Annotated in this window: 18 protein-coding genes, 1 other RNA gene and 5 pseudogenes; 18 read left to right on the top strand and 6 right to left on the bottom strand. The window is 52.7% G+C overall.

Annotation, left to right across the window (positions count from 1 at the left end; translation table 11 throughout):
• The 6 genes from FIV00_RS25805 (at nucleotide 1) to FIV00_RS25780 (ending at nucleotide 5,795) form a co-directional block, all read left to right on the top strand.
• Nucleotides 1-849 carry a sugar phosphate isomerase/epimerase gene (locus FIV00_RS25805; RefSeq protein WP_152503402.1) on the top strand — a complete coding sequence of 283 codons (849 nt, stop codon included), beginning with the start codon at nucleotides 1-3 and terminating at the stop codon, nucleotides 847-849.
• A 67-nt stretch (nucleotides 850-916) separates the two neighbouring features.
• Entirely contained in the window at nucleotides 917-1,759 is an 843-nt protein-coding gene (locus tag FIV00_RS25800) for a carbohydrate ABC transporter permease (protein ID WP_152503401.1), read from the top strand.
• The gene (locus tag FIV00_RS25795; RefSeq protein ID WP_152503400.1) at nucleotides 1,759-2,775 is read left to right on the top strand and encodes a carbohydrate ABC transporter permease; all 1,017 of its coding nucleotides are present in this window, start codon (nucleotides 1,759-1,761) and stop codon (nucleotides 2,773-2,775) included. The genes FIV00_RS25800 and FIV00_RS25795 overlap by 1 nt, the downstream gene beginning before the upstream one ends.
• A 26-nt stretch (nucleotides 2,776-2,801) precedes the next feature.
• A complete protein-coding gene (locus FIV00_RS25790; protein ID WP_152503399.1) occupies nucleotides 2,802-4,241 on the top strand; it encodes an extracellular solute-binding protein in 1,440 nt (479 codons plus the stop codon).
• A gap of 73 nt (nucleotides 4,242-4,314) precedes the next feature.
• Nucleotides 4,315-5,376, top strand: a complete 1,062-nt coding sequence (locus FIV00_RS25785; protein ID WP_305773826.1) for an ABC transporter ATP-binding protein — start codon at nucleotides 4,315-4,317, stop codon at nucleotides 5,374-5,376.
• Nucleotides 5,377-5,585: 209 nt separating this feature from the next.
• A complete protein-coding gene (locus tag FIV00_RS25780; RefSeq protein ID WP_152503397.1) occupies nucleotides 5,586-5,795 on the top strand; it encodes a tripartite tricarboxylate transporter permease in 210 nt (69 codons plus the stop codon).
• A 159-nt stretch (nucleotides 5,796-5,954) separates the two neighbouring features.
• On the opposite strand, the gene FIV00_RS25775 is transcribed toward FIV00_RS25780, so the two are convergent.
• Together FIV00_RS25775 and FIV00_RS25770 are read right to left on the bottom strand one after the other, a co-directional pair.
• On the bottom strand, nucleotides 5,955-7,253 hold the full coding sequence (locus FIV00_RS25775; RefSeq protein WP_152503396.1) for an integrase family protein: 1,299 nt from the start codon (nucleotides 7,251-7,253) through the stop codon (nucleotides 5,955-5,957).
• A 245-nt stretch (nucleotides 7,254-7,498) separates the two neighbouring features.
• The gene (locus tag FIV00_RS25770; protein ID WP_152503395.1) at nucleotides 7,499-7,858 is read right to left on the bottom strand and encodes a cytochrome b; all 360 of its coding nucleotides are present in this window, start codon (nucleotides 7,856-7,858) and stop codon (nucleotides 7,499-7,501) included.
• 235 nt (nucleotides 7,859-8,093) lie between these two features.
• Between FIV00_RS25770 and FIV00_RS25765 the strand changes: the two genes are divergently transcribed.
• The 3 genes and pseudogenes from FIV00_RS25765 (at nucleotide 8,094) to FIV00_RS25755 (ending at nucleotide 9,798) form a co-directional block, all read left to right on the top strand.
• Nucleotides 8,094-8,483 carry a transposase gene (locus FIV00_RS25765; RefSeq protein WP_152499389.1) on the top strand — a complete coding sequence of 130 codons (390 nt, stop codon included), beginning with the start codon at nucleotides 8,094-8,096 and terminating at the stop codon, nucleotides 8,481-8,483.
• A gap of 331 nt (nucleotides 8,484-8,814) precedes the next feature.
• Nucleotides 8,815-8,919 (top strand): annotated as a pseudogene (locus FIV00_RS30370) (IS630 family transposase); the annotation flags it as partial.
• Nucleotides 8,920-9,159: 240 nt separating this feature from the next.
• On the top strand, nucleotides 9,160-9,798 hold the full coding sequence (locus FIV00_RS25755; RefSeq protein WP_152503394.1) for a DsbA family protein: 639 nt from the start codon (nucleotides 9,160-9,162) through the stop codon (nucleotides 9,796-9,798).
• 50 nt (nucleotides 9,799-9,848) lie between these two features.
• Here FIV00_RS25755 and FIV00_RS25750 read toward each other — a convergent pair whose 3' ends face one another.
• The gene (locus tag FIV00_RS25750; protein WP_209006710.1) at nucleotides 9,849-10,052 is read right to left on the bottom strand and encodes a hypothetical protein; all 204 of its coding nucleotides are present in this window, start codon (nucleotides 10,050-10,052) and stop codon (nucleotides 9,849-9,851) included.
• A gap of 308 nt (nucleotides 10,053-10,360) precedes the next feature.
• Here FIV00_RS25750 and FIV00_RS25745 point away from each other — a divergent pair, with 308 nt between their 5' ends.
• The 6 genes and pseudogenes from FIV00_RS25745 (at nucleotide 10,361) to FIV00_RS25720 (ending at nucleotide 16,924) form a co-directional block, all read left to right on the top strand.
• Entirely contained in the window at nucleotides 10,361-10,675 is a 315-nt protein-coding gene (locus FIV00_RS25745) for a LuxR C-terminal-related transcriptional regulator (protein ID WP_152503305.1), read from the top strand.
• Between the two features lie 49 nt (nucleotides 10,676-10,724).
• Nucleotides 10,725-10,973 carry a hypothetical protein gene (locus tag FIV00_RS25740; protein WP_152503306.1) on the top strand — a complete coding sequence of 83 codons (249 nt, stop codon included), beginning with the start codon at nucleotides 10,725-10,727 and terminating at the stop codon, nucleotides 10,971-10,973.
• Nucleotides 10,974-11,600: 627 nt separating this feature from the next.
• Nucleotides 11,601-12,549, top strand: a pseudogene (locus tag FIV00_RS25735) (IS630 family transposase).
• A 347-nt stretch (nucleotides 12,550-12,896) separates the two neighbouring features.
• Nucleotides 12,897-13,934 (top strand): IS481 family transposase, encoded by a 1,038-nt coding sequence (locus tag FIV00_RS25730; RefSeq protein WP_152503393.1) that lies wholly within the window; start codon nucleotides 12,897-12,899, stop codon nucleotides 13,932-13,934.
• A gap of 739 nt (nucleotides 13,935-14,673) precedes the next feature.
• A pseudogene (locus tag FIV00_RS25725) lies at nucleotides 14,674-15,901 on the top strand (IS256 family transposase).
• Nucleotides 15,902-15,958: 57 nt separating this feature from the next.
• Complete coding sequence (locus FIV00_RS25720) at nucleotides 15,959-16,924, top strand: IS481 family transposase (RefSeq protein ID WP_152503368.1); 966 nt, start codon at nucleotides 15,959-15,961, stop codon at nucleotides 16,922-16,924.
• 563 nt (nucleotides 16,925-17,487) lie between these two features.
• Here the strand turns inward: FIV00_RS25720 and ssrA are convergent.
• Together ssrA and FIV00_RS25710 are read right to left on the bottom strand one after the other, a co-directional pair.
• Nucleotides 17,488-17,785: a transfer-messenger RNA gene (gene ssrA, locus FIV00_RS25715) on the bottom strand.
• Between the two features lie 447 nt (nucleotides 17,786-18,232).
• Nucleotides 18,233-19,338, bottom strand: a protein-coding gene (locus tag FIV00_RS25710; RefSeq protein WP_371419595.1) for an IS3 family transposase whose coding sequence is annotated in 2 segments (ribosomal slippage) — nucleotides 18,233-19,095 and nucleotides 19,095-19,338 — 1,107 coding nt in all. Because the reading frame shifts where the segments join, the coding sequence is not laid out codon by codon here.
• On the opposite strand from FIV00_RS25710, the gene FIV00_RS30365 reads away from it, so the two are divergent.
• The 3 genes and pseudogenes from FIV00_RS30365 to FIV00_RS25700 all read left to right on the top strand — a co-directional run bounded on the left by FIV00_RS30365 (nucleotide 19,279) and on the right by FIV00_RS25700 (nucleotide 21,606).
• Nucleotides 19,279-19,461, top strand: a complete 183-nt coding sequence (locus FIV00_RS30365) for a hypothetical protein (protein ID WP_247649287.1) — start codon at nucleotides 19,279-19,281, stop codon at nucleotides 19,459-19,461. The genes FIV00_RS25710 and FIV00_RS30365 overlap by 60 nt on opposite strands.
• 359 nt (nucleotides 19,462-19,820) lie before the next feature.
• Complete coding sequence (locus tag FIV00_RS25705) at nucleotides 19,821-20,039, top strand: hypothetical protein (RefSeq protein ID WP_152503391.1); 219 nt, start codon at nucleotides 19,821-19,823, stop codon at nucleotides 20,037-20,039.
• Between the two features lie 225 nt (nucleotides 20,040-20,264).
• Nucleotides 20,265-21,606 (top strand): annotated as a pseudogene (locus tag FIV00_RS25700) (IS701 family transposase).
• Nucleotides 21,607-22,567: 961 nt separating this feature from the next.
• On the opposite strand, the pseudogene FIV00_RS25695 reads toward FIV00_RS25700, so the two are convergent.
• A pseudogene (locus FIV00_RS25695) lies at nucleotides 22,568-23,400 on the bottom strand (IS3 family transposase); the annotation flags it as partial.
• Between the last annotated feature and the right edge of the window lie 21 nt (nucleotides 23,401-23,421).

The raw sequence follows: 23,421 nt of genomic DNA, 5'->3' as shown, positions 1-23,421 counted from the left end.
GTGGAGGGATTTGGCGTTCATACGAGTATGTGGACCATGAAATGGGACCATATCGGAGCCGAACGAGCTGTTAGAGCTGCGGTCGACTATCAAATGGATTTCCTGGAAATTGCGTTGCTTGATGCGCCGTCTGTCGATGCAGAGCATACACGCAAGCTTTTGGAAAAACACAAGATGAGGGCGGTCTGCTCCCTTGGCCTCCCGCAGGCCGTTTGGCCATCCAAAAATCCGGAAGGTGCGATTGAGTTCCTAAAGGTGGTTCTGGATACGGCCAAGGAGATGGGGGCGGAGGCGGTCTCTGGCGTGACTTATGGCGGCATTGGCGAGCGCACAGATCTCCCCCCTACGGAGGCCGAGCTTACGAGCGTCGCACGTGCCTTAGACGCGACCGCGAAGCACGCAAAGTCTCTCGGTCTGTTGTTTGGCATTGAGCCTGTCAATCGATACGAGACCCACCTCCTGAACACAGGATGGCAAGCGGTTGAAATGATCGAACGCATCGGGTCGGACAATATATTTGTGCATCTTGATACCTATCATATGAATATTGAGGAGAAGGGCGCTGCCAATGGTATTCTCGATGCGCGTGAGCATTTGAGATACATCCACCTTTCAGAGAGCGATCGTGGCACGCCCGGAGAGGGATGTTGCGACTGGGATGAAGTTTTTGCCGCATTGGCAGCAATTGACTTCAAGGGTGGACTGGCGATGGAGAGTTTCATCAACATGCCGCCGGAAATAGCGCACGGCTTGTCTGTCTGGCGCCCGGTTGCTCCAAATTTCCAGGCAGTGATGGACAAAGGGCTGCCTTTCCTGCGCAATAAAGCGGCGCAGTATCGTCTTGTTTAATCACGCATCCAACACGGGGTTCCTCCCAAGGAGCGCGCTGGCCATATTTGAGAGCAAGCACGCTTTCATGTGGCCAGCGTTTCTTGTGGTTCTTGTGGTGTCGCTCTTTCCGCTCATTTATGCTCTCATCGTCAGCTTTCAAAGCGTGAGAATTGTTCCGCCGTTGCCACCGCGATTTGTCGGCTTAGATAACTACGCTGAGATCCTTCAATCTGCGCGTTTTTGGGGTGCGATTGGCACAACCGCAACGATTGTTGTGGTGTCTGTCGCCATCCAATATGTGATCGGTTTTGCGATTGCGCTCGCTCTTCATCACAACATCCCCGGGGCCTCGCTTTATCGGGTTACTTTCCTGTTACCGATGTTTCTTGCGCCGGTCTGTGTCGCACTGATCGCAAGAATGTTGTTTCATCCTGTTCTGGGGCCGGTAAATGACCTTCTGTCATTCTTTGGCGCGCCGGGTGTGTCGTTTCTGACAGAGCCATCGCTCGCAATTAGCGTTTTGATCCTGATCGAAACATGGCAATGGACACCCTTTGTCGTCCTGATCATGCTCGCCGGCTTGCAGGGGTTGCCTGGTGAGGTTTTTGAAGCGGCGCGGGTGGACAACATTTCCGCCTGGCGTCGGTTCCGTGATCTGACCTTGCCGATGCTCCTGCCGCTCAGTATAGCCGTCATTTTCATTCGGCTGATCGAAGGCTTCAAAATCATCGATACCGTCTTTGTATTGACAGGGGGAGGGCCGGGCACTTCCACCGAAACGCTGACGCTGTTTGCATATAACGAGGGGTTTAAGAAGTTCAATATCGGCATGACCTCCGCATTGAGTTTCCTCTTCCTAATCGTCGTTATTGTTTTTGGCACACTCTACCTTGCCGCTGCACAGCGCCTGGTGCGGAGGTACAAGTGATGAGCGAGCTTCAGTTCAAACGGGCCGCCATTGCCTTAACGCTCTTTTGGCTGTTTTTTTGCCTCTTTCCCGTTTGGTGGATTGTCGTAACAGCCTTTAAACCGCCTCACGCCGTGAGCGAAGGTGCCACATATCTTCCCTTTATCGACTATCAGCCAACATTGCAGGCCTTCAAAGATGCGCTGTCAGGTCTACGAGGAGATTTTGCGGGCCCGATCTTAAGTTCCGTGATTGTGTCGGTTCTCTCGACGATCCTGTCCGTCCTACTCGGAGCTATGGCGGCATACGCCCTGGTGCGATTTGAGTTCCGTGTACGTTTGCTCGCCGGGGGTATCTTTGCATTTGTTTCAATCGGCGGTTTTGCCGTTCTGACGGAGATCTTTGCGCTAAAGGTGCCCTTTGCGGTTCTCATTGTTCTCGTCTTTGCTTTGGCCGTTTCCGTCTGGGCCAATCAGAGAAACCTTCCTGGCCCCGTTCTCAAAAACGATGACGTAACATTCTGGTTTGTGTCCCAGAGGATGTTTCCTCCAATCGTATCGGCGTTCGCTCTATTTTTGCTTTATGCAGAAATGAACAAAGTCGGGTTTCGAATGCTTGATAGCTTGCCAGGCCTTGTTCTCGCGTACACGGCCTTCGGACTTCCCTTTTCTGTTTGGTTGATGCGGGATTTTTTCGAAACTGTCCCGATCGAAGTCGAAGAAGCAGCAACTGTCGACGGCATTGGACGAGGACGTATCTTTTTCCAGATCGTCCTTCCAATGGCAAAGCCGGGGCTGATTGCGACATCGATGATCATCCTTGCGTTCATTTGGAATGAGTTCCTGTTCGCGTTGCTTCTGACATCATCGAAATGGCAAACATTGCCGATCCTGATGGCTGGTCAAAACTCCAGCCGCGGAGATGAATGGTGGGCCGTTTCGGTCGCAGCATTGATCTCCATACTGCCCATGATTGTGGTCGCTACATTCCTGGGACGCATGATGCGGTCCGGCTTACTCGCGGGCTCAATCAAGTAATCACCACGTCTGATGGAGGATAAGACATGAAAAAAACTCTACTTGCACTATCGATGGCGCTGCTGTCATCAACAGCCTATGCGGCCTGCTCGCCGGACTATTCTGGCGTCGAGTTGACCGTTTCAACGCAGAACGGCCCATTCATCGCCTCGGCGCTTCAAACCGCAGCCGATAGCTGGGAGAAAAAGACTTGCGGGAAGGTCAAATTGGTGGAGTTCCCATTTGGTGAGCTTTATCCGAAATTTCTGACAGCGATGAGCCAGCAAACGGGCGACTTTGACGTTATCGGGTTTATCCCGGCCTGGGTGCCTGACTTTGCTCCCTATCTCTCGACAATGCCTGAGAGCATGCAATCTGGACCTGCCTGGGAAGACATCCATCCTGTTTATAGGGAACGTCTCATGTCCTGGGACGGCGAGATAAAATCCGCCACGATGGATGGCGATATGCACATGCTCAACTACCGTGCCGATCTATTTGAATTCCCAGGAAACAGAGAGGCTTTTAAGGCAAAATACGGCTACGACTTAGCCCCGCCAAAGACTTGGGACCAATATTACGACATTGCGGAATTCTTCAAGGCTTCCGATGCCGTCGAGTATGGCACGGCTGAAGCCTATGCCCGGGGTGGGCAACAGTTCTGGTATTTTTTCAGTCACGCAGCAAGCTACACAAACAACCCCAATACACCAGGCGCGATGTTCTTCGATCCGGACACAATGGATGCTCAGATCAACAATCCGGGCTGGTTGAAGGCGCTTGAAGAGTATAAGCGCGGACTGGACTTTAATCCGCCAGGCGCCCTGAATTTCGGTTCAGGTGACGTGCGCCCACTCTATGCTGGTGGAACCGTCGCCATGAACATCGATTGGGCTGATTCGGGCATACTCGGAGCAACCGAAGGCAAGATTGCCGGTAACGTGCGCACTGCGGTCCTGCCTGGATCCAAAGAGATATGGAATTCTAAGACAGGCGACTGGGACGTTTTTGACCAACCCGTTGCGTCGCCTTTTCTTGCGTTTGGAGGCTGGCAACTCGCGGTTCCTTCCGACAGCGGAAACCCAGAAGCAGCTTGGTCATTTGTTGCTGAAGTTACGAGCCCTGAGGTTTCCGGATCTGCAATCGTCACCTCGAACACTGGCGTAAACCCCTACCGGTTAAGCCATTATGAGGACATCAAGAATTGGGCATCCGTGTTCACGGCGGACGAGGCAATGAGCTATCTGGGTGCGCAAAGGGCATCGCTGGATTCACCGAACGTTGCCTTGGACCTGCGTTTGCCGGGGTTCTTTTCCTACACAGAGATTCTTGAAATCGAGTTGTCCAAGGCTCTGTCCGGACAAGTCGAACCGCAAGAAGCACTCGATACGATTGCAGCCGAATGGAACAAACTGACCGATGAGTTCGGCCGGGACAAGCAACGCGCTGCCTATCGATCAGCCATGGGGCTGCCTGCGGCGGACTAAGTGGGGGCACAGGCAGCTCCTCGCTCCGGGCGTACCTCCCACGCCCGGAGCCCAACGACAAAAGGCCAAAGCTTTGCAACACATAGAGTTCAACCAAGTTACCAAATCCTTTGGCGCTGTTGAGGTTATTCCACCATTGGATCTCTCGATCCAGAACGGGGAATTCGTTGTACTTGTCGGTCCATCCGGATGCGGGAAAACGACGACCCTGCGCATGTTGGCGGGTTTGGAAAGCGCATCCTCTGGCTCCATTCGAATCAATGGTGAAGATGTCACAGACAAGGCGCCTGGCGATCGCGATTGCGCAATGGTTTTTCAAAACTATGCGCTCTATCCTCATATGAGCGTCAAGGACAATATCACCTACGCGATGCGTGTTCATAAGGTGGAAAAAGCCGAGATTGAGCGCCGTGTTTCTGACGCTGTCAGTATGCTTGGACTGAAGCCCTATGTTGACCGGAAACCACGCAATCTTTCCGGCGGACAACGCCAGCGCGTCGCCATCGGCCGCGCGTTGGTCCGTCAACCACAGGTCTTCCTGTTTGACGAGCCATTGTCCAATCTCGACGCCAAACTACGCGTCGAAATGCGAACCGAAATCAAACTGCTGCAACGCAAGCTAGGCACGACAGCTGTCTACGTCACGCACGATCAAGTTGAGGCGATGACGATGGCCGACCGTGTTGTCGTTATGCGATCAGGAATTGTCGAGCAGGTCGACAAACCCGTGGAACTTTATGACAGGCCCGCCAATCAATTCGTCGCAAGTTTCATCGGGTCGCCAGGTATGAACTTCTTGAAAGCGACCGTTGGCAACGGAAGCGTTCGGTTCGGCAGTCAACACCTGAACCTAACGCCAGAAGACGCTTCGCGTATTGGAGAGCACGGGGAGGTGATCTTTGGCATCCGACCAGAGCATTTCCGACAGGCAAGTCACACGTCTGAACTGTCTTTTCATTGTTCGGTCGTCGAACCTTTGGGAGCACACACATTGGTATTGGGAACCGTGGGTGATCAGAAGATTATGGCCCAGGTTGATCCACGGTTCGAGGCCGACGTTGGCAACACGGTTTCCTTGGATGTCGATATGACACAAGCTCATTATTTCGACGCAACATCTGGGCAACGACTGTGACACACCCGTGCAATTGCTTGCGCATTCAGAGTTCGTTGAGAGGGAAACTTGGATTTTAACTTAAGTCCGATGTGCGAAGCCGATTTGAACCAAGGGGTTCCTCCAAGCCACGATGCGTTACCTCGGAATCGTGGCTACTTGGCCGATGGCCACTACAGCAGCCAAACGTAGTGGCCGTCGGCTTCTTTTTTGTGCACTGAAGCTATCCCATGGAAAAAGCTAAGGCGGCCGACGCTATTGAAATCGAAATTACCGCTAGTTCAAGGCGTGGCGTCCTTGGCGCTGTCGTGCTCGTCTTTCCGAAACATCTTCTGGCAGAATTTGCTAGCGGTTTTGCGCCAACGGAATACGACATGCTCACTATCTCCGGTCTGACCGCAGTTGTTGTGATCTCGACTGCTTCCGTGGTGCTTCCGTGAGCAGAAAGAAGCTCCCAACCGCAATAGTCCGATATTGCTAAGCATTTGATATTTTGTTAGAATGTTGGCGCACCCGAGAGGATTCGAACCTCTGGCCTCTGCCTTCGGAGGGCAGCGCTATTTCCGCCTGACGTCCTATCGGAGGATCTTGGGGTTTAGCTACACCGAGCTTCGTCCGAACTGAAGCCAACCCTGTATTTTACGATTTGTCTGAAGGAGACCCCCAAGCGCTGCAAACATTGTGTCGCTTATTGCTTGTTGTTGCACTCTAAGATGATCCTCAAGCAGCTTGTGCCTGGTTATATAGCCGGCATTCACTCCGGGTACCGAATGGTTCATCAGCATCCGCGCATCGAGCTCTGAAACACCGGCTGGTGTTGCGATCGTTCGATAAGTTTGGCGCAAGTCGTTACCCCATTTCGACAGAACGCGCCTGTCTTCCTTGTGCTCGACAAGATGGCCAGTGGCACTATCGGCGGGGAAAAGCCAGGTTTCTGCTTCATACGGATACATTTGCCGGCCAAAACGAATAGCGCGGATGAGGCATTTTATCATTTGACGCGAAAGCGGGATGTCAAACGCACGATCAGCGCCTCCTTTGGGTCGTGGAATGTGCAAGGTTCGGCGGCGCAAATCCAAATCGGTTATTTTGACAGCTTTCAATGCCGCTGGCCGGCAAGCGGACAAAAGCGTAAAGAGATGAAATTCACGGCGGAGGGGATTGTCTAGTTGGGCCGCCTGAAGGAACCATTTTTCTAGGTCGCTTAAACCCATGCCACTGTTCCGACGCTTCTCGTAGTTCCAGTCAACACTGTCCACTGGATTATCTGAAGGTAGATAACGGTGGATCTTACGGGCATGATTGTAAATAGCCCGAAGAGTTCGCATACTCCCATTGGCTATGTAGGGGCCATGTAATTTGCCAACCTCATCGTGTTTGGCCGCAACGAGGCCGGGTTCTTCACCCAACACTCGCAAGGTCGTATCCAGCCAGCCGACGAAGATGCGTTCAACGTGATCTCTGTAGCTTTCGATCGTGCGATCGCTCCGTTTCTTGCGCTCCATAGCCAGTCGGTATCTAGCCCAGGCTTCTTTCAGTGTGATAGAAGTTGAGACCTCCCCACTGACTGGATCAACACCTGCGGCTGTCGAAGCCTTTGTGGGTCTTTCATTCTCCTTTGGATGAACCCCTCGACTAATTTGAGCGAGATATTCCTTGGCGAGTGAGCGTGCCGCGCGCGTGGAGAGTGCACGCGTGTCACCTAATGCAAGACGAACTGTAGAAACCCTCTTTCCGCGCTTTCGAAGATCCGCCTGGATCATGAAGGTCTTCTTGCGCGTGCCGACCATCAGAAAGAAGCCTTTCAGATCGGTATCACGGACAATGTAGCGGCCATGGTAGGGTGTTGACAAACGTTCTATCGTTTTGTCGTTCAAAAGGATACGCATGTTGCTCATATCATGGCACCAAGAAGAATTGAAACGGTTTTGACGAAACGAATAATCTAATGGGATAGTTACGCCAGAACCACCTAACCTTCGATAAGGTGCTGAATATAAACGCTAAAAATAGGCCAAAATATGATCTGGAGGGTCGTCGGATATCTTGTCGAATTGAAATTTGTGAACTAACAATCAAAATGGACCACTCAGGTGTGGCTGATCACAAACGCCTGGACACAATGTTGCGAGGCTTCGCCAATCTATAACATTCTGTTCAACAAGCCATCCTTCTTCAATATCTGATGCCGCAAGACCAACCCGACATGACACTGGATCGCGACGAGAAGGTACCATCCCGCTCCTATATGAGCCCACTTGGCGATGTCACGAAGTCCGCTATCTTTCGGAAGAGGCCTGGGCATCTCCCAAACATCGAACAGATTGACGCGGTAATTGCCCCACATCACATAAAGCCAACCAGTGACAGGCATGACAAACATTGCGAAATAGAATACTTGCTCGACACGATGAATGAATTTTTTCTCGGTATCTGAAAGTATTGAAGCCCAGGGCGGAAGATTACCTATCTGTCTGTTGATAATGCGAACAATAGAAAGCATTAGGGCCAATGGTCCAATAGATTTGTGCCAGTCATAGTAATCGATAGTTGTTAATGCCTGCAAGACTTGATTTGAATCCAATTGTCATCATAATATAACCACCAATATATTACATAGAAAAAAGTATGACTAACGACTAGGCCGTGTGGACGGATTGACTCAGGTATCGGTTTTGGGATTCTGAATTTGATTTTAAAGTGATTCATAGGTTGCCGACGTGATTTGGAGGTCGGCGATGTGTACCAAGATGACAGACCGGGATTTCGAATTGGCACTGGAGGTTTTCCAGGCTTGCTTGCCACGGGTTGGCGCGCAGGCAAAGAATGACCGACTGTTTTTGGAGGCGCTGCACTATTTTACGCTTCACAACATCTCCTGGCGCGCTTTGCCCGAGCGGTTCGGCAACTGGAACAGCGTCTGGAAACGCTTCGACCGCCTTGGCAAGGCAGGTATGTTCGAGGACTATTTTTCCATTCTGGCCGGGCTTGATGAAGGCGCGCATCTGATCGCCATGTTCGACAGCACCGTCATTCGCGCCCATGTTTCTGCGGCAGGCGCCAAAGGGGGCAGGAAGGTCAAGCGCTCGGGCGTTCGCGCGGCGGGTTCGGCACCAAAATCCATCTGAAAACGGATCGGAACGGCCTGCCGCTTGGCTTTGAGCTGACCGGTGGCGAAGCCTCTGACAGCTAGCAGTTTACGGAACTCGTGGAAACCGGCCTCGACATCAAACATCGGGCCATCGTTGCCGACAAGGGCTATGGCAGCAACGCCAATCGCGAAGTTACGCGAAAGGCCGGGGCCGCGCACGCATCGAACAAATGATGGGGAAGCTCAAACGCTTTAAACGCGTCGCCCTGCGTTGCGAGAAAACCGCAAGAAACTTCCGCTCCATCGTCGCAATCGCCGCGACCTTCATTTTGATCAAATCCGTCCACACGGCCTAGAACAAAGCTTAGCGAACAATACCCGCGCTTTGGGACGTAGTCGGTGATTTGATGGATGCCTTCAAGCCAGACGAATGCGCAAACTACTTCAAAGCCGCCGGATATGAACCGGATTAATCTGGATGTGCTCTAGCGCGTCACAAATAATACTCGGCAGCGTCATTCAACCCTTGAACGCAAAAACCCAAAGGAGGCATATGAGGCTGACAAGAAACCAAACTGAGGGAATAAACTCAAAACCGGACGCTCTTTAGCACTGCTGCCAATCTGTTCGGAAAAATGTGACCACTCCATCCTATTGTAAACCGCTGACACAAACAGTTAGTCAGAAACTATGATGCTTGACAGGATAACCCCGTGACAATCTCCCGCCGAAACGTACTGCAGACCGGATATGGTCTTGCTCTTGTCGTCGCCCTGACCTCTGGCCCAAGTGTTGCTTTGGCTCATAGTGTAGATGGAAAAGATCTCCACACATCAGGTCCGCTTGGTGACAAGACACTTGGCGATAAGAAGGCACCAGTCACAATCGTGGAATACACATCCATGACTTGCAGCTACTGTGCCGATTTCCACGTGGAGACTTATCCAGCGCTGAAGGCAGAATTCATCGACACGGGAAAAGTCCGCTTCATCTTAAGGGAATTTCCGCTTGATGCAGTCGCATCAGCTGCCTTCATGCTGGCCCGGAGCGCACCAAAAGAGACGTATTTCGACATTATCGACCTCATGTTTCAAAAGCAGCGCAGTTGGGCTTTCACTGATAATCCATACAATTCTCTTCTGAACTTTTCCAAGCAAATTGGATTTACACAAAGCTCCTTCGAAAAGGCCTTAAGAAAACAGGAATTGCTGGATGCAATAAACGCTGTGCGAGACCGTGGGATCAATGAATTCGGTGTTAATTCGACCCCGACCTTCTTCGTCAATGGAAAAATGCATCGCGGCTTTCTCTCAAAAGGTCAATTTGATACGCTGATCAAAGATGAACTTTGATCGGTATTGCCAACTTTTTCCGGCGGTCTTTGTCCCTTTTTGGGCCGTTTTCAGGCGTTCATCTCGTCGGTACGGTTCTGCCCAAGGCCGAACACATCTGCTCTTGCTTGCCGGTGTGAGGTCGCCGTTAGAATGTGTCGACGCGGTCGGAAGATCGTGTTGATCTGATCGTTGGTCGACAGGAGCCGCTGCGCTTGGCAGGCCAATTCAAATATCCAGAACACGACCAGTGTATTTGGGAAACCCAGAATCAAGTCAATCTTCTCTTGGGTCTCCGCTGCTCTATTCTCAACGCAGATTCAAGACGACATGACTGGGCAGGTGCATCTAACCTTTGATCAGATTATGTCGCACATATGGCAGCATAACAGCCTAAGAGCAGGCAAATTCCAAACAGCCCCAAACAACTTGGTAATGCGCCTCCTAAACCAGCGCCTGGAAAAGGGGGGCGACTAAATGAAAAGTTTGCGACACTCTCCTGCTGAGTGCCGATTGTCACAGGTCAATTCGGTGTCAGTCCTTTAGATATGGATCATCGGCAGCACATCGTGGCGAGGGCAAGATGAACTACTCACTGAAACTTCAACATCAAATCAAGGCAGCCTCTGACGCATTTGCGACCATGCAGGACACCCATTTCGCAGCCTGGAGCTTGACGGTTGAGGAAAGTGCCGTCGCCCGGCTTGGCCTGCAGGGCTATGGCGTTCATGACTGTGCGGACATTCTTCATATTCGCCCAGAGGCAGCAGAACTCCATCAGAACAGCGCCTTCGCCAAGATTGGCGTTTCCAGCTGGTCCGATCTGATGCGCCATTTGACCGAACAGCTGCTCAACGGCGCGCAACGCCAAACACCATGCCCCTTTGTATGGACCTGAAAACTCGAAATTTCTTAAATCAAAATTAGACTTGATCAGGAACGCAAACATGAAAGCACTTTCGCCCAACGGCACGGAAATAGTCGCAGCAAGTGAACTTGTTCCCTCGCATGCCCGCTTGAGGCCCGCAGCGTTTGATCGTGACGAGAAAGGCGCGCTTCAGTTTCAATATGATCCCTCCGGGTCCGACATGTTTTGGGACAAACAATTCATTACGACAAACGACGAAGGCAAAAGAATATTTGTCGATGAAAAGGGCCAACTGTGGAGTGAAGACCAGGTCATCTTGACTGATTGAATTGGGCTCTGAATTCCATCGGAAAAGAGCAGTCTTGCGAGCTGTTCGGGAGAGAGTCAACAGGTTTATAAGGGTTAACTGTAGCTTCATCGCTCTTAACATGAGCGAAGCACTATCATGCCTCCTCATCACTCAGTGAGTGTGAAACTACAGAACTAAATTATCTTTTTGTTTTGAATGGCACAGAATTCGCGAGACTGCAGTGCAAACTTCAGTCGATCTCAAGTTTTTACGATGATTTCGAGAAGGTTTTCAGTGATTGAAATACAATAATTACAATGACTTCGATAAAAATCTGACGGCAAAAATAAAAATGAAAGACATGCTCTCGGAAAACTTAGTTAGTGTCAAAAAAGGCGGAGAAGAGGAAAAATCGGCCGAGGTCCTATCACCGATTTTTGTAACGCGAGAGAAACGATAGTGTAGCAAACTTTTGGGCCAGTCGGGGCTAACCACGCGCGTTGATTTAGGTCTCCGTGTCCCGATTGAAATCGTTACTGCAATTACTCTTGCCCATCATGGTCTGCTTGCCTCAGAACTTGAGCGTTTTGTTTTTCGATGGATCGAATGTGATGTGATATTTCGGGTTCTTTCTGTTTCAAACTTCCAGCAATGGAGTTTGATTTGATGGGGCGGACAGAGTGCGGCGATCTTCGAGGTCGGGTTTTAAGAGCTTCGCAGGAGGGCATTTCTGCGCGACAAGCTGCGGCGAGGTTTGGAGGAAATGCTTCGAGCGCGATCCGCTGGATTGCATGCGCCGGACAGGGCAAGACGGAGCCCCGCAAAACCGGACGCAAGAAAGCTTCCCGTTTGATCCGCATGAGGCCTCAGTTTTGCACTGATCGAAAACCAGAAGGACAGCACCCTCGACGAGATGGTTGTGCGTCTGGCTGAAGGCTGTCACACGAAAATCGGTCGCAGCATGTTGAGCAAATGGCTACGCTCGCACGGGTTCACATACAAAGAAAACCGCACACGCACTGGAGCAGGAATGCCGAGGCTTGATGAAGCGGCGTCAAGCCCGGTTTGAAAGCCAGCTCGATCTCGATCCGGTCAAACTTGTCTTCATTGACGAGCCCGGCTTGAATACGAAGATGGCGCGGCTGCGTGGAGGGTCTTTGAAGGGAGAGCGTTGCCGGGCAGGTGTTCTACATGGTCACTCGCTGCCCTCTCGGCGCTGCAAGGCATCGCCGAGAGGGGCAAAACGACAACCGTCGCCGTAGCCTTGCGCCTGAGCGGCATGACGGCGCCTATGATGCTCGACGAGGCCATGAACGGGGTGGTTTTCCTCGCGTATGTCGGGCAGGCATTTGTACCAACCCTGTCACGCGGTGACATCGTCGTGATGGACAACTTGCAAGCACACAAGGCTGCTGGCGTCCGGGAGGCCATTGAAAGCGCCGGCGCTGAGCTGCGTTTTCTGCCGTCCTATAGTCCCGACTTCAACCCGATCGAGATGGCGTTCTCCAAGTTCAAGGCAATGCTGCTTGCCAAGGCAGAGCGCACGATCGACGCTCTTTGGGACACCGTTGGCGACCTCATTGACCAGTTCGAACCACAAGATTGTGCGAACTAACAGGATACGAACCAACGTAAATTGGATGGGTTCTATTTTTTGATTGGCGAAATACGCTTCCATTTTGCGTTTCATCATCCGTTTCAAGAAGCCAAGATCGTATTGAAGAGAGAGAACGCGGAAAAACATCCGAGCCCGCAGCGTCAATGGATCGGGTCGATCGAAGAAGCTTGAAATACGTCCATAAATGCTAAACGCTAACCAAAACATACCAAGTGTTGCGATAAGGCGGAGACCATATATTGTAGAAGTTGAGACTTGATCTGACATCTCGGTTTTCGAGCTGAGGGTTACCGGCTTTGATGGTTGTGACCAAACAATCATCTCAAGCCCAAAAGGTAACGCTCATGTACGAGAGTAACGAGCGGATCATCAAACACAAAGTCGGCCTTCTGAACTTGGCCGAAGAGCTTGGCAATGTGAGCCAGGCCTTCAATGTGATGGGACTGTCCCGTGACACGTTCTACCGCTACAAGTCAGCCGTTGAGGATGGCGGCGTTGAGGCGCTTCTGGACAAGAGCCGGTGCAAACCCAACCTGAAGAACCGAGTCGACGAACAGGTTGAGGCCGCTGTCCTAGCCTATGCCCTTGAGCAGCCTGCCCATGGACAGGTTCGTGTTTCAAACGAGCTGCGCAAACGGGGCGTCTTTGTCTCACCCTCGGGGGTGCGGTCCATCTGGCTCAGAAACGATCTTGCCAACTTCAAACAACGTCTGAAAGCCCTGGAAGTCCATGTGGCCGAAACAGGCACGATCCTGACCGACAGCCAGGTTGCCGCTCTTGAGAAGAAGGCCCAGGACGATGAGGCCTGCGGCGAGATCGAAACGGCCCATCCCGGCTATCTGGGCTCTCAGGACACGTTCTATGTCGGCACCATGAAAGGCGTCGGCCGGATCTATCAGCAAACCTTCGTCGATACCTATTCCAAGGTGGCTTGCGCCAAGCTCTACACAACAAAGACGCCGATCACGGCCGATCTTCTCAACGACCGGGTGCTGCCGCTGTTTGAGGACCAGGATCTGCCTTTGCTGCGCATCCTGACCGACAGGGGCACGGATTATTGCGGCAAGGCCGAGAGCCATGACTACCAGCTCTATCTGGCGATCAACGACATCGATCACACGAAAACCAAGGCAAAATCACCGCAGACAAACGGTATTTGTGAGCGCTTCCACAAGACGGTCTTGCAGGAGTTCTATCAAATCGCATTCCGAAAGACCGTCTTCGAAACCATCGATGACTTGCAAAAGGAGTTGGGCTTATGGATTGAACAATACAACCACGAACGCACGCATCAGGGCAAAATGTGCTGTGGCAGAACGCCCATGGAAACCCTGATCGAAGGAAAACAGGTTTGGCTCGACAAGAAAATAGGCCGAACCTGATCTGACAAACACAGCCTCAAAGGCGGTAACCGTCAGATCAAATCAAAAATTCTACAAATATAGGTCATACATGGCAATGCCCTTCGGTCTTCTAGTGCGATTTGATGAGCTTTTTTCTTAAATTGGGAGCCGGTATGCAGTTATGCGTTGCAACGCTGTGCCTTTTGATACCACAGCTTATTAGCCAACGTATAACTATGTGGCTGGCATATATGTTAGTTTGCACACAGTGATCTTGCATCCGGATTTTGACATCATAATTGCGCTCGAACTCAGAGCGATCAAAGGAAGTAATTTAGACGTGGACTGAGGCATCGATTCAGATCTTAATTCTCCTTTGTCGGGTGCGCGCGAAATCGCAGTGGTTCCCCAAGCACCTCTTGGAAAAACGGGATCACAAAGTGCTTCGGTGAAAAATCATGATTGACAGTGAAAGTTTTGCATGCGTTTGAAACCACCCTCCATAATTGTGTTCTTGATTTCCTTGGTCTTGTTTGCATTTGCAGTGCTGCCACTGGTTGGTATCACTGTACCAGCCCTCGGGTTGTCCGTTACCAATCTCTTGATAATCTCATGGGTAATTTTAGCAGCAGGCACGCTATTCAAGGGTTTGTGAATGCGGCACTGCCATGTCATAGCCCTACTTCAGTTGCCGTTCAAAAAAGTGTTTAGCACAAATTCGCATTCTAACCAGTCAGCGCTAACACCTCTATTTCGTTCCAAATATGTCAACAACAACATGGATGACACTACCATCATCGAATTTTCCGATCGAGACGGGGTCAAGGACCCGCTGAGCGAGTTTCTTCGCAAAGGCGCTCGAGAATTGCTGCTGGTCGCCGTTGAAGCCGAGAGAGATGCCTTTTTGGCCGAGTTTGCGGAACGTCGAACAGTCGATGGTCGTGCGGCAGTTGTTGGCAGCGGGTATCACCCGGAGCGCGCAGTGCAGACCGGGATTGGGCCGATTACGGTCAAAGTGCCAAAGGTGCGGGCGAAAGACGGCCATCCGGTAGCGTTACGCTCAGCGCTTGTGCCGCCGTATGTTCGCAAGGCGAAGTCCATCGAGGCCGCGCTGCCCTGGCTTTATTTGACGGGCATCTCCACCGGCGAGATGGACGCGGCGCTGAAGGTGTTGCTCGGCCCCGAGGCGACCGGCTTTTCCGCCAAGACAATCTCACGCCAGAAGGGCCAGTGGGCTGCGGAATACGAGAATTGGCGCAAGGTCGATCTGAGCCGTGATGAATGGGTCTATATCTGGGCAGACGGAATATACGGCGGGTTGCGCGGATCCGATGATCGGCTCTGTGTGCTGGTCGTCATCGGCGTCAACACACGCGGAGAAAAGCACTTTCTGGCGATTAAGGACGGCGTCCGGGAAGGCACCCAGAGCTGGCGTGAGGTTCTGCTGTCTTTGAAAGGCCGCGGTCTTGCCGCTCCAAGACTGGCGACGGGGGAAGTAGCCATGGGGTTCTGGGTGGCACTGGAGGAGGTCTTCCCAGCCACGCGCCAACAACGCTGTTGGATGCACAAAACTGGCAACGTGCTCAATTCCCTTCCCAAGCGCACCCAGCCCAAGGCCAAGAAAATGCCGCATGATATCTGGCAGGCAGAAAGCACGAGGACGCACATGCCGCCTTTGATCTGTTCATCAGACATTCGAGGCCAAGTACCCCAAGGCCACACAATGTCTGATAAGGGATCGCGAGGAACTACTGACTTTCTACGACTTCCCAGCCCAACACTGGCAAAGCATCCGGACGTCAAATCCAATCGAAAGCACCTTCGCCACGATCCGACATCGGACAAAGCGCACCAAAGGATGCCTCAGCCGGGAAGGCATGCTCCACATGATGTTCAAGCTGGGTCAGTGCGCTGAGAAAAGCTGGCGAAAACTGCGCGGCTTTTCTCATCTCGCCGACGTCATCGAAGGCGTCGATTTCATCAACGGCATCAAACCATCAAACTAGGTGTTTGATCCCAGAATTTGATGGTGCAGTCTTTTCTCCCGAATGGAAGGATGCACTATGGGACAGGTTTTACACGGGAGCGCCACAACGACAGAGGCGATCCGTCGAGCAATACAAAATAGTCAAGAGAGCCTGAGGGCGCTTTCGAAGCGATATGGCATCAATCAAAAGACTGTCGCCAAGTGGAAGCGCCGAACTTCTACGGCCGACCTGCGGACCGGACCGAAAGAGCCACGTTCGACGGTTCTGTCCGTCGAGGACGAAGCGATCATTGTGGCTTTTCGTCGCCACACGCTCTTGCCACTGGACGATTGCCTTTACGCCCTTCAGCCGACGCTCCCGCATCTGACCCGTTCTTCGTTACATCGCTGCTTGCAACGTCATGGCATCAGCCGCTTGCCCGAAGTCGGAGGCGACAAACCAGCAAAGAAAAAGTTCAAGCGCTACCCGATCGGCTATTTCCATATCGACATCGCCGAAGTCCGCACAGCCGAAGGCAAACTCTACCTTTACGTTGCGATTGACCGCACGTCCAAATTCGCCTTCGTGCAGGTCGTCTGCAAGACAGGCCGGACATCGGCTTCAGCCTTCCTCGTGGCTCTCATTGAGGCCGTGCCCTACAGGATCCATACCGTTCTCACGGACAATGGTATCCAATTCACCTTTCCACCGCGCTATGCCGATGGACCGACAGCACGGTACATGACCCATATGTTTGACATGAGATGCAGGGAAAACGGCATCGAGCATCGTCTCACGAAGGTGAAACACCCCTGGACAAACGGCCAGGTCGAAAGGATGAACCGGACCATCAAGGAAGCTACGGTCAAACGCTTCCACTACGATCATCATAGCCAGTTCGAAGCCCATCTCCAGGACTTCATCAACGCCTACAATTTCGGGCGCAGACTGAAAACTCTGCGCGGGCTAACGCCCTATGAATACATTTGCAAGATATGGACTTCAGAGCCTGGACGCTTCAGACTTAATCCGATCCATCAAATGCCGGGACTGAACACCTAGGATCAAGCCGCCGCATGATGACCGCCTGGAAACTACTTTTGACAATCGCTCCGCGGAGACAGCCGGTGCCTTTGGTCGCATTGGTTATCTGCCACGGTGATCTGCTTTTCTTCTGCAAATAGAGCCATCAGTTACATCTAATGTAGTGTCGCCGCTTGCGCCGACCTTGGAGCGGCTCCAGTAAGCATGACCGTGAGCTGTCAATTCTGGGATGGGTTTGCGGTACGGCTCAAAATAAACCGGTCTCGCGTTTGAGTTTGATTATGTTGTTGACGAATTTGACTGGACCAGCAAACTGCCTCGCAGTCGAAGTATGCGATAGGCCCCGTTCCAATAGTCGCGACAATACGTTTCTGCAATTCCAAATGAGTTGGATAGCCCATAGAAACTGCCTAGTTTCATTTCTATAACAAGCAATATTAGATCAGAATAAATGGGCACTTCGAATCCGAGCAACTGCAATATGCTCGATAAGGTTTCTATGACTACGTGTAATGCAGTGCATATCAATCAAAATGAACCGGACTACTGAGGTGGATGTAAAAAGGAGGGGTGGCCGGGCCCTGTTGCCAAGCCCCGGCCGGGCTCCGTTTAGGCAGCTACCGCTACCCGCTCATTGTGTTCGTTGGCACTTTTCAGGCTAGCGAAAGAGTTAGTATCTTTTGCATTTACTAACGTTGAACCGATAACAGTGGTGTCTCACCGAAGCGCGTCTTAGCTTTTTGTCTGCCTGTCGATTCTGTTTCAGACCCGTCAAAGACACACTACTGAACAATGTATCTTTGGTGGAGCTGCCGGGTACCGCCCCCGGGTCCAGATCAGCAATCAGCCTTGCCGAAGTACGCTCATGAGTCTCAGACCGAACCTGACCCTACCGTGAGCGTCGATAAAGTGTGGGCAGTTTCAGATCTTGCCCAGGAACAGGGAGCGTAAATTAAGCATTGGGGGGTATAATTTACGCGCCTTCACCACTTCCGTAAGCGGACAGTTCGCATGTCGGTTATATTACATGCAGCGTATCGGCTGTGTTGTTTGATGCAGGGGCGCTGTTTTTCTCGCCGAAAATCTTAGTTTTGCCCAATCCGCAGTACCGCTTTGTTGCAAAAAAGGCGAGTGCGGTTGTGGGGGGCGCACTCTCCTGTTTTTCAATCGAAGCCGCTTAGGGAAGAATCGATTGATGGGGACATGCTCACCCGAACAGCGGTGCTAATGCTCCCAATCGACAAGCTATGAATTGCCGACAGGTGGGATGTAGACCTTCTACCTATTTGAGCTACTCCCCATTCATTGGACAGGTTTTGGCGTAAATTAAGCTACTCTCTGCACCTGCTGATCGGGTTGGTGTTGTTCAATGCGCTGCCAATAGACCACGGCAGGCGGCTTGCCGCCAAGTGCTGAATGTGGGCGCTTCTGGTTATAGAAATCCACCCACTTTCGAACACCGGCCCTGGCCTGCGATCCAGTTTCCCAGGCGTGCAGGTAGACGCACTCGTATTTGAGCGTACGCCACAGCCGCTCGACGAAGATATTGTCGAGGAACCGTCCTTTGCCGTCCATCGAGATGCGCACGCCCATCCGCCGTAGCCGGTCCGTCCATGCAAACGAGGTGAACTGTGATCCCTGATCCGTATTCATGACTTCCGGCGCGCCGAATTTGTGGATCGCTTCATTCAACGCCTCGACGCAGAAGTCGGCTTCCAGGGTATTGGAGATGCGCCAGGCCAGCACCTTGCGGGTGAACCAGTCCATGATCGCGACCAGGTAGAGGAACCCGCGGCGCATCGGTAAATACGTGATGTCGGACGCCCAGACCTGGTTCGGCCGTTCCACCCGCAATCCCTTGAGCAGATATGGCCAGATCTTGTGTCCCTTGGCTGGCCTGCTTGTATTGGGCTTCTGGTAGATCGGCATCAGGCCCATGAGCCGCATCAGTCGCCGGACCCGCTTCTCGTTCACCGGATGACCTTCGTTCTTTAGGTGCCAGGTCATCTGCCGGACACCGAAGAACGGCGCCTCCAGGAACTGTTCATCGATCTGGCGCATCAGCGCGAGGTTCATCTCGCTCTCGCCCTTCGGCGTATAATAGAAAGACGAGCGCGAGATCGACAGCAGAGAACACTGCTTGCCGACCGATAAGTCTGGATGCCTCGGCTCGATCATGCCGCGCCTCACTTCATGCCCCAAGGTTTGAGCTTTCTGGACAAAAAATCGTTGGCAACCGCCAGCTCCCCGATTTTGGCATGGAGCTCCTTCACCTGGTCCTCGTCAATCTCGGGCTTTCGTTTGCCGCCACGTGCAAACACGTCCGAAGCTCCTTCCAGCAGGGCACGCTTCCATTGATGGATCATGGTCGGATGAACCCCGAACCGGCTCGCCAGCTCCGAGACCGTCTCCTCGCCCTTCAGGGCTTCCAGGGCGACCTTCGCCTTGAATTCCGGCGCGTGCCGCTTGCGTTGGTGCCGTGGACATGGCTGGTGCAGCGAGAGACCGCTTCCACGTCGTCTGGCAAAACTCCGACAGCTTGCGCCATGAGATAACCGCCGGAGAGGCGGACGATCTTTTCGCCGAATGCTTCACTTTGCGCAGGTCGGCGATGATTAAGGCCTTGCTGCCGCCGAGGTTGAGTCCCGCCAGCACGTTGACTTTGTCCTGCACGAAGACCACGTTCTGGTGGCCAGTATTCTTTGGGTGAGGGAAAACCGCGGAGTGCTGGATGGGAGTGTGCGAGGCATCCGTGGCTGGCGTTGAAAGTTGACTTTATCGAGAATTGATTGACCGATTCCTATTGTCCCGTTCAGCGTCGATCTGCTTTGATTTTGTTGCTTTTGTTCTTTTCAGGTGGGAGAAGTCATCTTGCTGATCCAGCCCTCGATGACATGATTTGCATCTAGGCCGTGTGGACGAATTTGAGATGTATTTCGCCGGGAAATGCATTGTTCAAGACCAAGGAAATCCGGTGCAGGGGATGCTGGCGCATCCTCAAGGCAGATTTTCGACGGGATTGAGCGATGCAGGCCCGGCACTTCGGGTGTGGCATCAAGCTTCTATTTGGCGCGAAAAGCCTTTTGTGCGTATCACCGATACGCGCTTCAAGTCTTTTCATGCCAACTCTTGATTGGTGTCACACGAAATACGTCTCAAATTCGTCCACATGGCCTAACGTCCTGCGTTCGAGCGCCGCTCATGATGACAAAATTCTGGCCAAGAGGGCAGTGCGTGCCCGCTCACGATTTACGAGACCCGACGCACTAAGAAGAATTATAAGACTTAGCCCGACTTTGGCAGGTTTTTGTGAGTTTTGATTTTGGAGGATTCCCCGACGGAGTTTTCGGTGCTTCATATAAGACCGGCTTTAGGAGGTGTCGGTCATGGATGGGAATTGGCAAAGTGATCTCGAAGGTTGGTTAGCGCCGTTTTTGGTAGCGCTTCGTCACAAGACGCGTGCCCGGATGTGTCCGGCCTATATTGAAGGTTTGATCGGTCCAGGAGACCGCAAGAGCATTCAGCCGATGGCGGAGAGGACGGGCGCAGCCAGTTACGATCAGTTTCACCATTTCATTGCGAGCAGTCCCTGGGATCCTGCTCCAGTCGAAGCCGCATTGCTCAGCGAAGCTGACCGACAGGTTGGCGGGAACGATGCATGGCTGATTATCGACGACACCGCACTGCCCAAAAAGGGGAACCACTCGGTCGGCGTGGCCCCGCAATATGCTTCGGCATTGGGGAAACGGGCGAACTGCCAGACGCTGGTATCCGTGACGCTGGCTTCGAATGAAGTGCCTGTCATGGTCGGCTTGCGGCTCTTTCTGCCGGAGAGCTGGATCTGCGATACCGCCCGGCTTGATCACGCCAGAGTTCCTGATGATGTTCGTGACTACAAGACCAAGCCCGAGATCGCCTTGGCGGAAATCGACCGGGTTCGTGCAGCAGGTGTGCGTTTTGGTTGCGTCCTTGCCGATGCCGGATATGGCTTGAGTGCTCCTTTCCGGCAGGCTTTGAGCGCACGCGGGTTGACCTGGGCCGTTGGCATCCCGTTCAAGCAAAAGGTTTATCCCGCAGACGTGAAGATGATCTTCCCTGTCGCCAAACGCGGCCGCCCGCGCCAGCGGCACATTCCCGATACAAAGTCGATCACAGCGCAGGCCATGTTGGAAACCGCAAAGTGGCAGAAGGTCAGTTGGCGGCGCGGGACCAAGGGAGCCCTTTCGGCACGCTTTGCAGCTGTGCGGGTCCGGATCGCAGACGGTCCACCTCAGCGCATTCGCGACATGGGTGCCCAGCACCTGCCGGGAGAGGAGGTCTGGGTCGTCGGCGAGCACCGCTCGACTGGCGAGCGCAAATACTATCTGTCCAACTTTCCCGCAGAAGCGACACTCAAACAACTTGCCGGCGCCATCAAGGCGCGTTGGATCTGCGAACAGGCACATCAACAGCTCAAAGAGGAACTCGGTCTGGATCACTTTGAAGGACGATCGTGGACTGGGCTTCACCGGCACGCATTAATGACGATGATCGCCTTTGCCTTCCTGCAATCCCGACGCCTTAAGCAAGCGACAGGGGAAAAAAAGAATCTCCGGACCTCTGCCACAACCAACACTGCCTGCAGTCCGGACGGAAATCCTGAAAATCATTCAAAAACCTCCGCCCGAAAGATGCCCTCATTGCCGGAAATCTATCTTTGAGAAAAACCTGCCAAAGTAGTGCTAGTTCGGTTCCGGGGCCCTTCAACCCAAAAAGGTCGTAAACTATCTCCGGATCGGACACGTGAGGAAATGGCGACCCCGGCAGGATTCGAACCTGCGACCATTCGCTTAGAAGGCGAGTGCTCTATCCAGCTGAGCTACGGGGCTATACTTTGGGGCAGATCATGAACAGGATTTGTATCCTTGTGGCGGTGAAGGTACAAATCCTGTCCACAATCTGGGGAACGAGGTAAGAGGAGGACCAGTCACGCCGTTCCTCGGGGATGATATAGCCCAAATTCTACCGGGTTGAAGGCCTTACATTAAGAATACTGCTGACCAAGAGTCCAGAGCGCCATGGCCTGTGCCGTTTGTCACAGGGGACCGGCGGCTGGATGCGTTATTTGAAGAATATCAGCGAGACGAGGCTTGAGTGAGTCAAAAGTATCCTCTCAAGGTCGGCTCGCTGCTGTTCCCCTCTTGGATCAAACTTTGAGCGCCCGTTCCTCGTGAATGGGCGTTTTTTTGTGACACTCTCTACGCTAGGGTTGGTAAGGTCTCCAAGGGCTTCGCACCGTAAAGCGTCCGGAAACCGGCAATGGCCCACACACAGTCGCGTGTGCGGGGTGCAGCGACATGATCTGATACGGGCAGCAGAGATCCAACCTGCACAGCTCACCCGGCAAAGCCGATTGCTGATGTGAACCCGGTGGCGGGACGGCGGCACCCGGTAGCTCAGCCAGAATTGAGCTTTCATACGTGCTTTTTTGATGGGTCTGACACCGCATCGACAGGCAGACAAAAGACCTAGAGAGCCGCATAAGCGTACTCTGTGTTTGTTATGGGAGAGACATGTTGTTGACTAAAACGCCGAACTTATACACTTTCAAACATGCAGAAAAGCTTCAGCATGACAATGACCTGATGCCAAGTCTGCTAATCATTCCGACCATAGGACCTTGTCAGATCTGATGTAGGCTGGAACACCTCGAAGGATGAAGAGATCCGTCAGCACGTCAATCACGTCGGTGGAGTTCAGCTTTCGCTTAACCCGGATTGCCAGGCACTCTCGGGAATACTCGTCCAGGATGTTCAGAGCCTGGAATGCCTTTCCTTCATTGGTTCAGCAGTGCACGAAGTCATAGCTCCAGTCATGATTGGGATACTCTGGTCGCAACCGGACACATGATCCGTCGTTCAGCCAGATCCGCCCTCTCTTCGGTTGTTTCATTGGCACTTTCAGCCCCTCTCGTTGCCGCAGACGCTCGACGCGCTTGTCATTCACATGCCAAACAGCGTCTCTGAGCAGAGCTGCAATACGCCTGTAACCGTAGCGGCCATACTCACGGGCGAGTGCGATCATATCCGCCACAAGACTTTCTTCGTCAGCACGCCCTGCTGCTGGGCGTTTCCTCTGCGTGGACCGGTTCTGACCCAGAACACGACAGGTTCGGCGCTCTGACACGCCGAGATGCTGACGAATGTGATTGATGCAGGCGCGACGACGGGTGGGGCTCAGAAGTTTCCCTTGGCGCCCTCTTACAAGATCAACTTGTCCAGGGTCAGGTCAGACACTGCTTTGCGCAGCCGTTCGTTCTCTTTCTGAAGGCGTTTGAGTTCTTTCAGTTGGTCGGCTCCCATCCCGCCATACTGCTTGCGCCAACGGTAATACGTCTGTTCGGTGATGCGAACGTGCCGAATGGCATCGATCCTCGGCATGCCTTGGCCGACAAGGACTTCAACCTGCCGCAACTTCGAGACAATTTCTTCTGGCTTGTGACGTTTCGTAGCCATTTTGATCCTCCGTTTTTCTAA

Origin of the sequence: Labrenzia sp. THAF82, from assembly GCF_009363435.1 — a bacterium.
Taxonomy (GTDB): domain Bacteria; phylum Pseudomonadota; class Alphaproteobacteria; order Rhizobiales; family Stappiaceae; genus Roseibium; species Roseibium porphyridii.
The sequence above is the reverse complement of the archived record's forward strand: the minus strand, read 5'-3'. Positions and strand labels throughout refer to the sequence as shown.

What these genes read in the sequence shown, in the direction of transcription:
- FIV00_RS25775 (WP_152503396.1), bottom strand. Translation starts at nt 7,253, where the DNA reads ATGAGCAACATGCGTATCCTTTTGAACGACAAAACGATAGAACGTTTG.
- FIV00_RS25730 (WP_152503393.1), top strand. Translation starts at nt 12,897, where the DNA reads ATGTACGAGAGTAACGAGCGGATCATCAAACACAAAGTCGGCCTTCTG.
- FIV00_RS25790 (WP_152503399.1), top strand. Translation starts at nt 2,802, where the DNA reads ATGAAAAAAACTCTACTTGCACTATCGATGGCGCTGCTGTCATCAACA.
- FIV00_RS25795 (WP_152503400.1), top strand. Translation starts at nt 1,759, where the DNA reads ATGAGCGAGCTTCAGTTCAAACGGGCCGCCATTGCCTTAACGCTCTTT.
- FIV00_RS30365 (WP_247649287.1), top strand. Translation starts at nt 19,279, where the DNA reads ATGAACCCCGAACCGGCTCGCCAGCTCCGAGACCGTCTCCTCGCCCTT.
- FIV00_RS25780 (WP_152503397.1), top strand. Translation starts at nt 5,586, where the DNA reads ATGGAAAAAGCTAAGGCGGCCGACGCTATTGAAATCGAAATTACCGCT.
- FIV00_RS25720 (WP_152503368.1), top strand. Translation starts at nt 15,959, where the DNA reads ATGGGACAGGTTTTACACGGGAGCGCCACAACGACAGAGGCGATCCGT.
- FIV00_RS25765 (WP_152499389.1), top strand. Translation starts at nt 8,094, where the DNA reads ATGTGTACCAAGATGACAGACCGGGATTTCGAATTGGCACTGGAGGTT.
- FIV00_RS25800 (WP_152503401.1), top strand. Translation starts at nt 917, where the DNA reads ATGTGGCCAGCGTTTCTTGTGGTTCTTGTGGTGTCGCTCTTTCCGCTC.
- FIV00_RS25740 (WP_152503306.1), top strand. Translation starts at nt 10,725, where the DNA reads ATGAAAGCACTTTCGCCCAACGGCACGGAAATAGTCGCAGCAAGTGAA.
- FIV00_RS25745 (WP_152503305.1), top strand. Translation starts at nt 10,361, where the DNA reads ATGAACTACTCACTGAAACTTCAACATCAAATCAAGGCAGCCTCTGAC.
- FIV00_RS25770 (WP_152503395.1), bottom strand. Translation starts at nt 7,858, where the DNA reads ATGCTTTCTATTGTTCGCATTATCAACAGACAGATAGGTAATCTTCCG.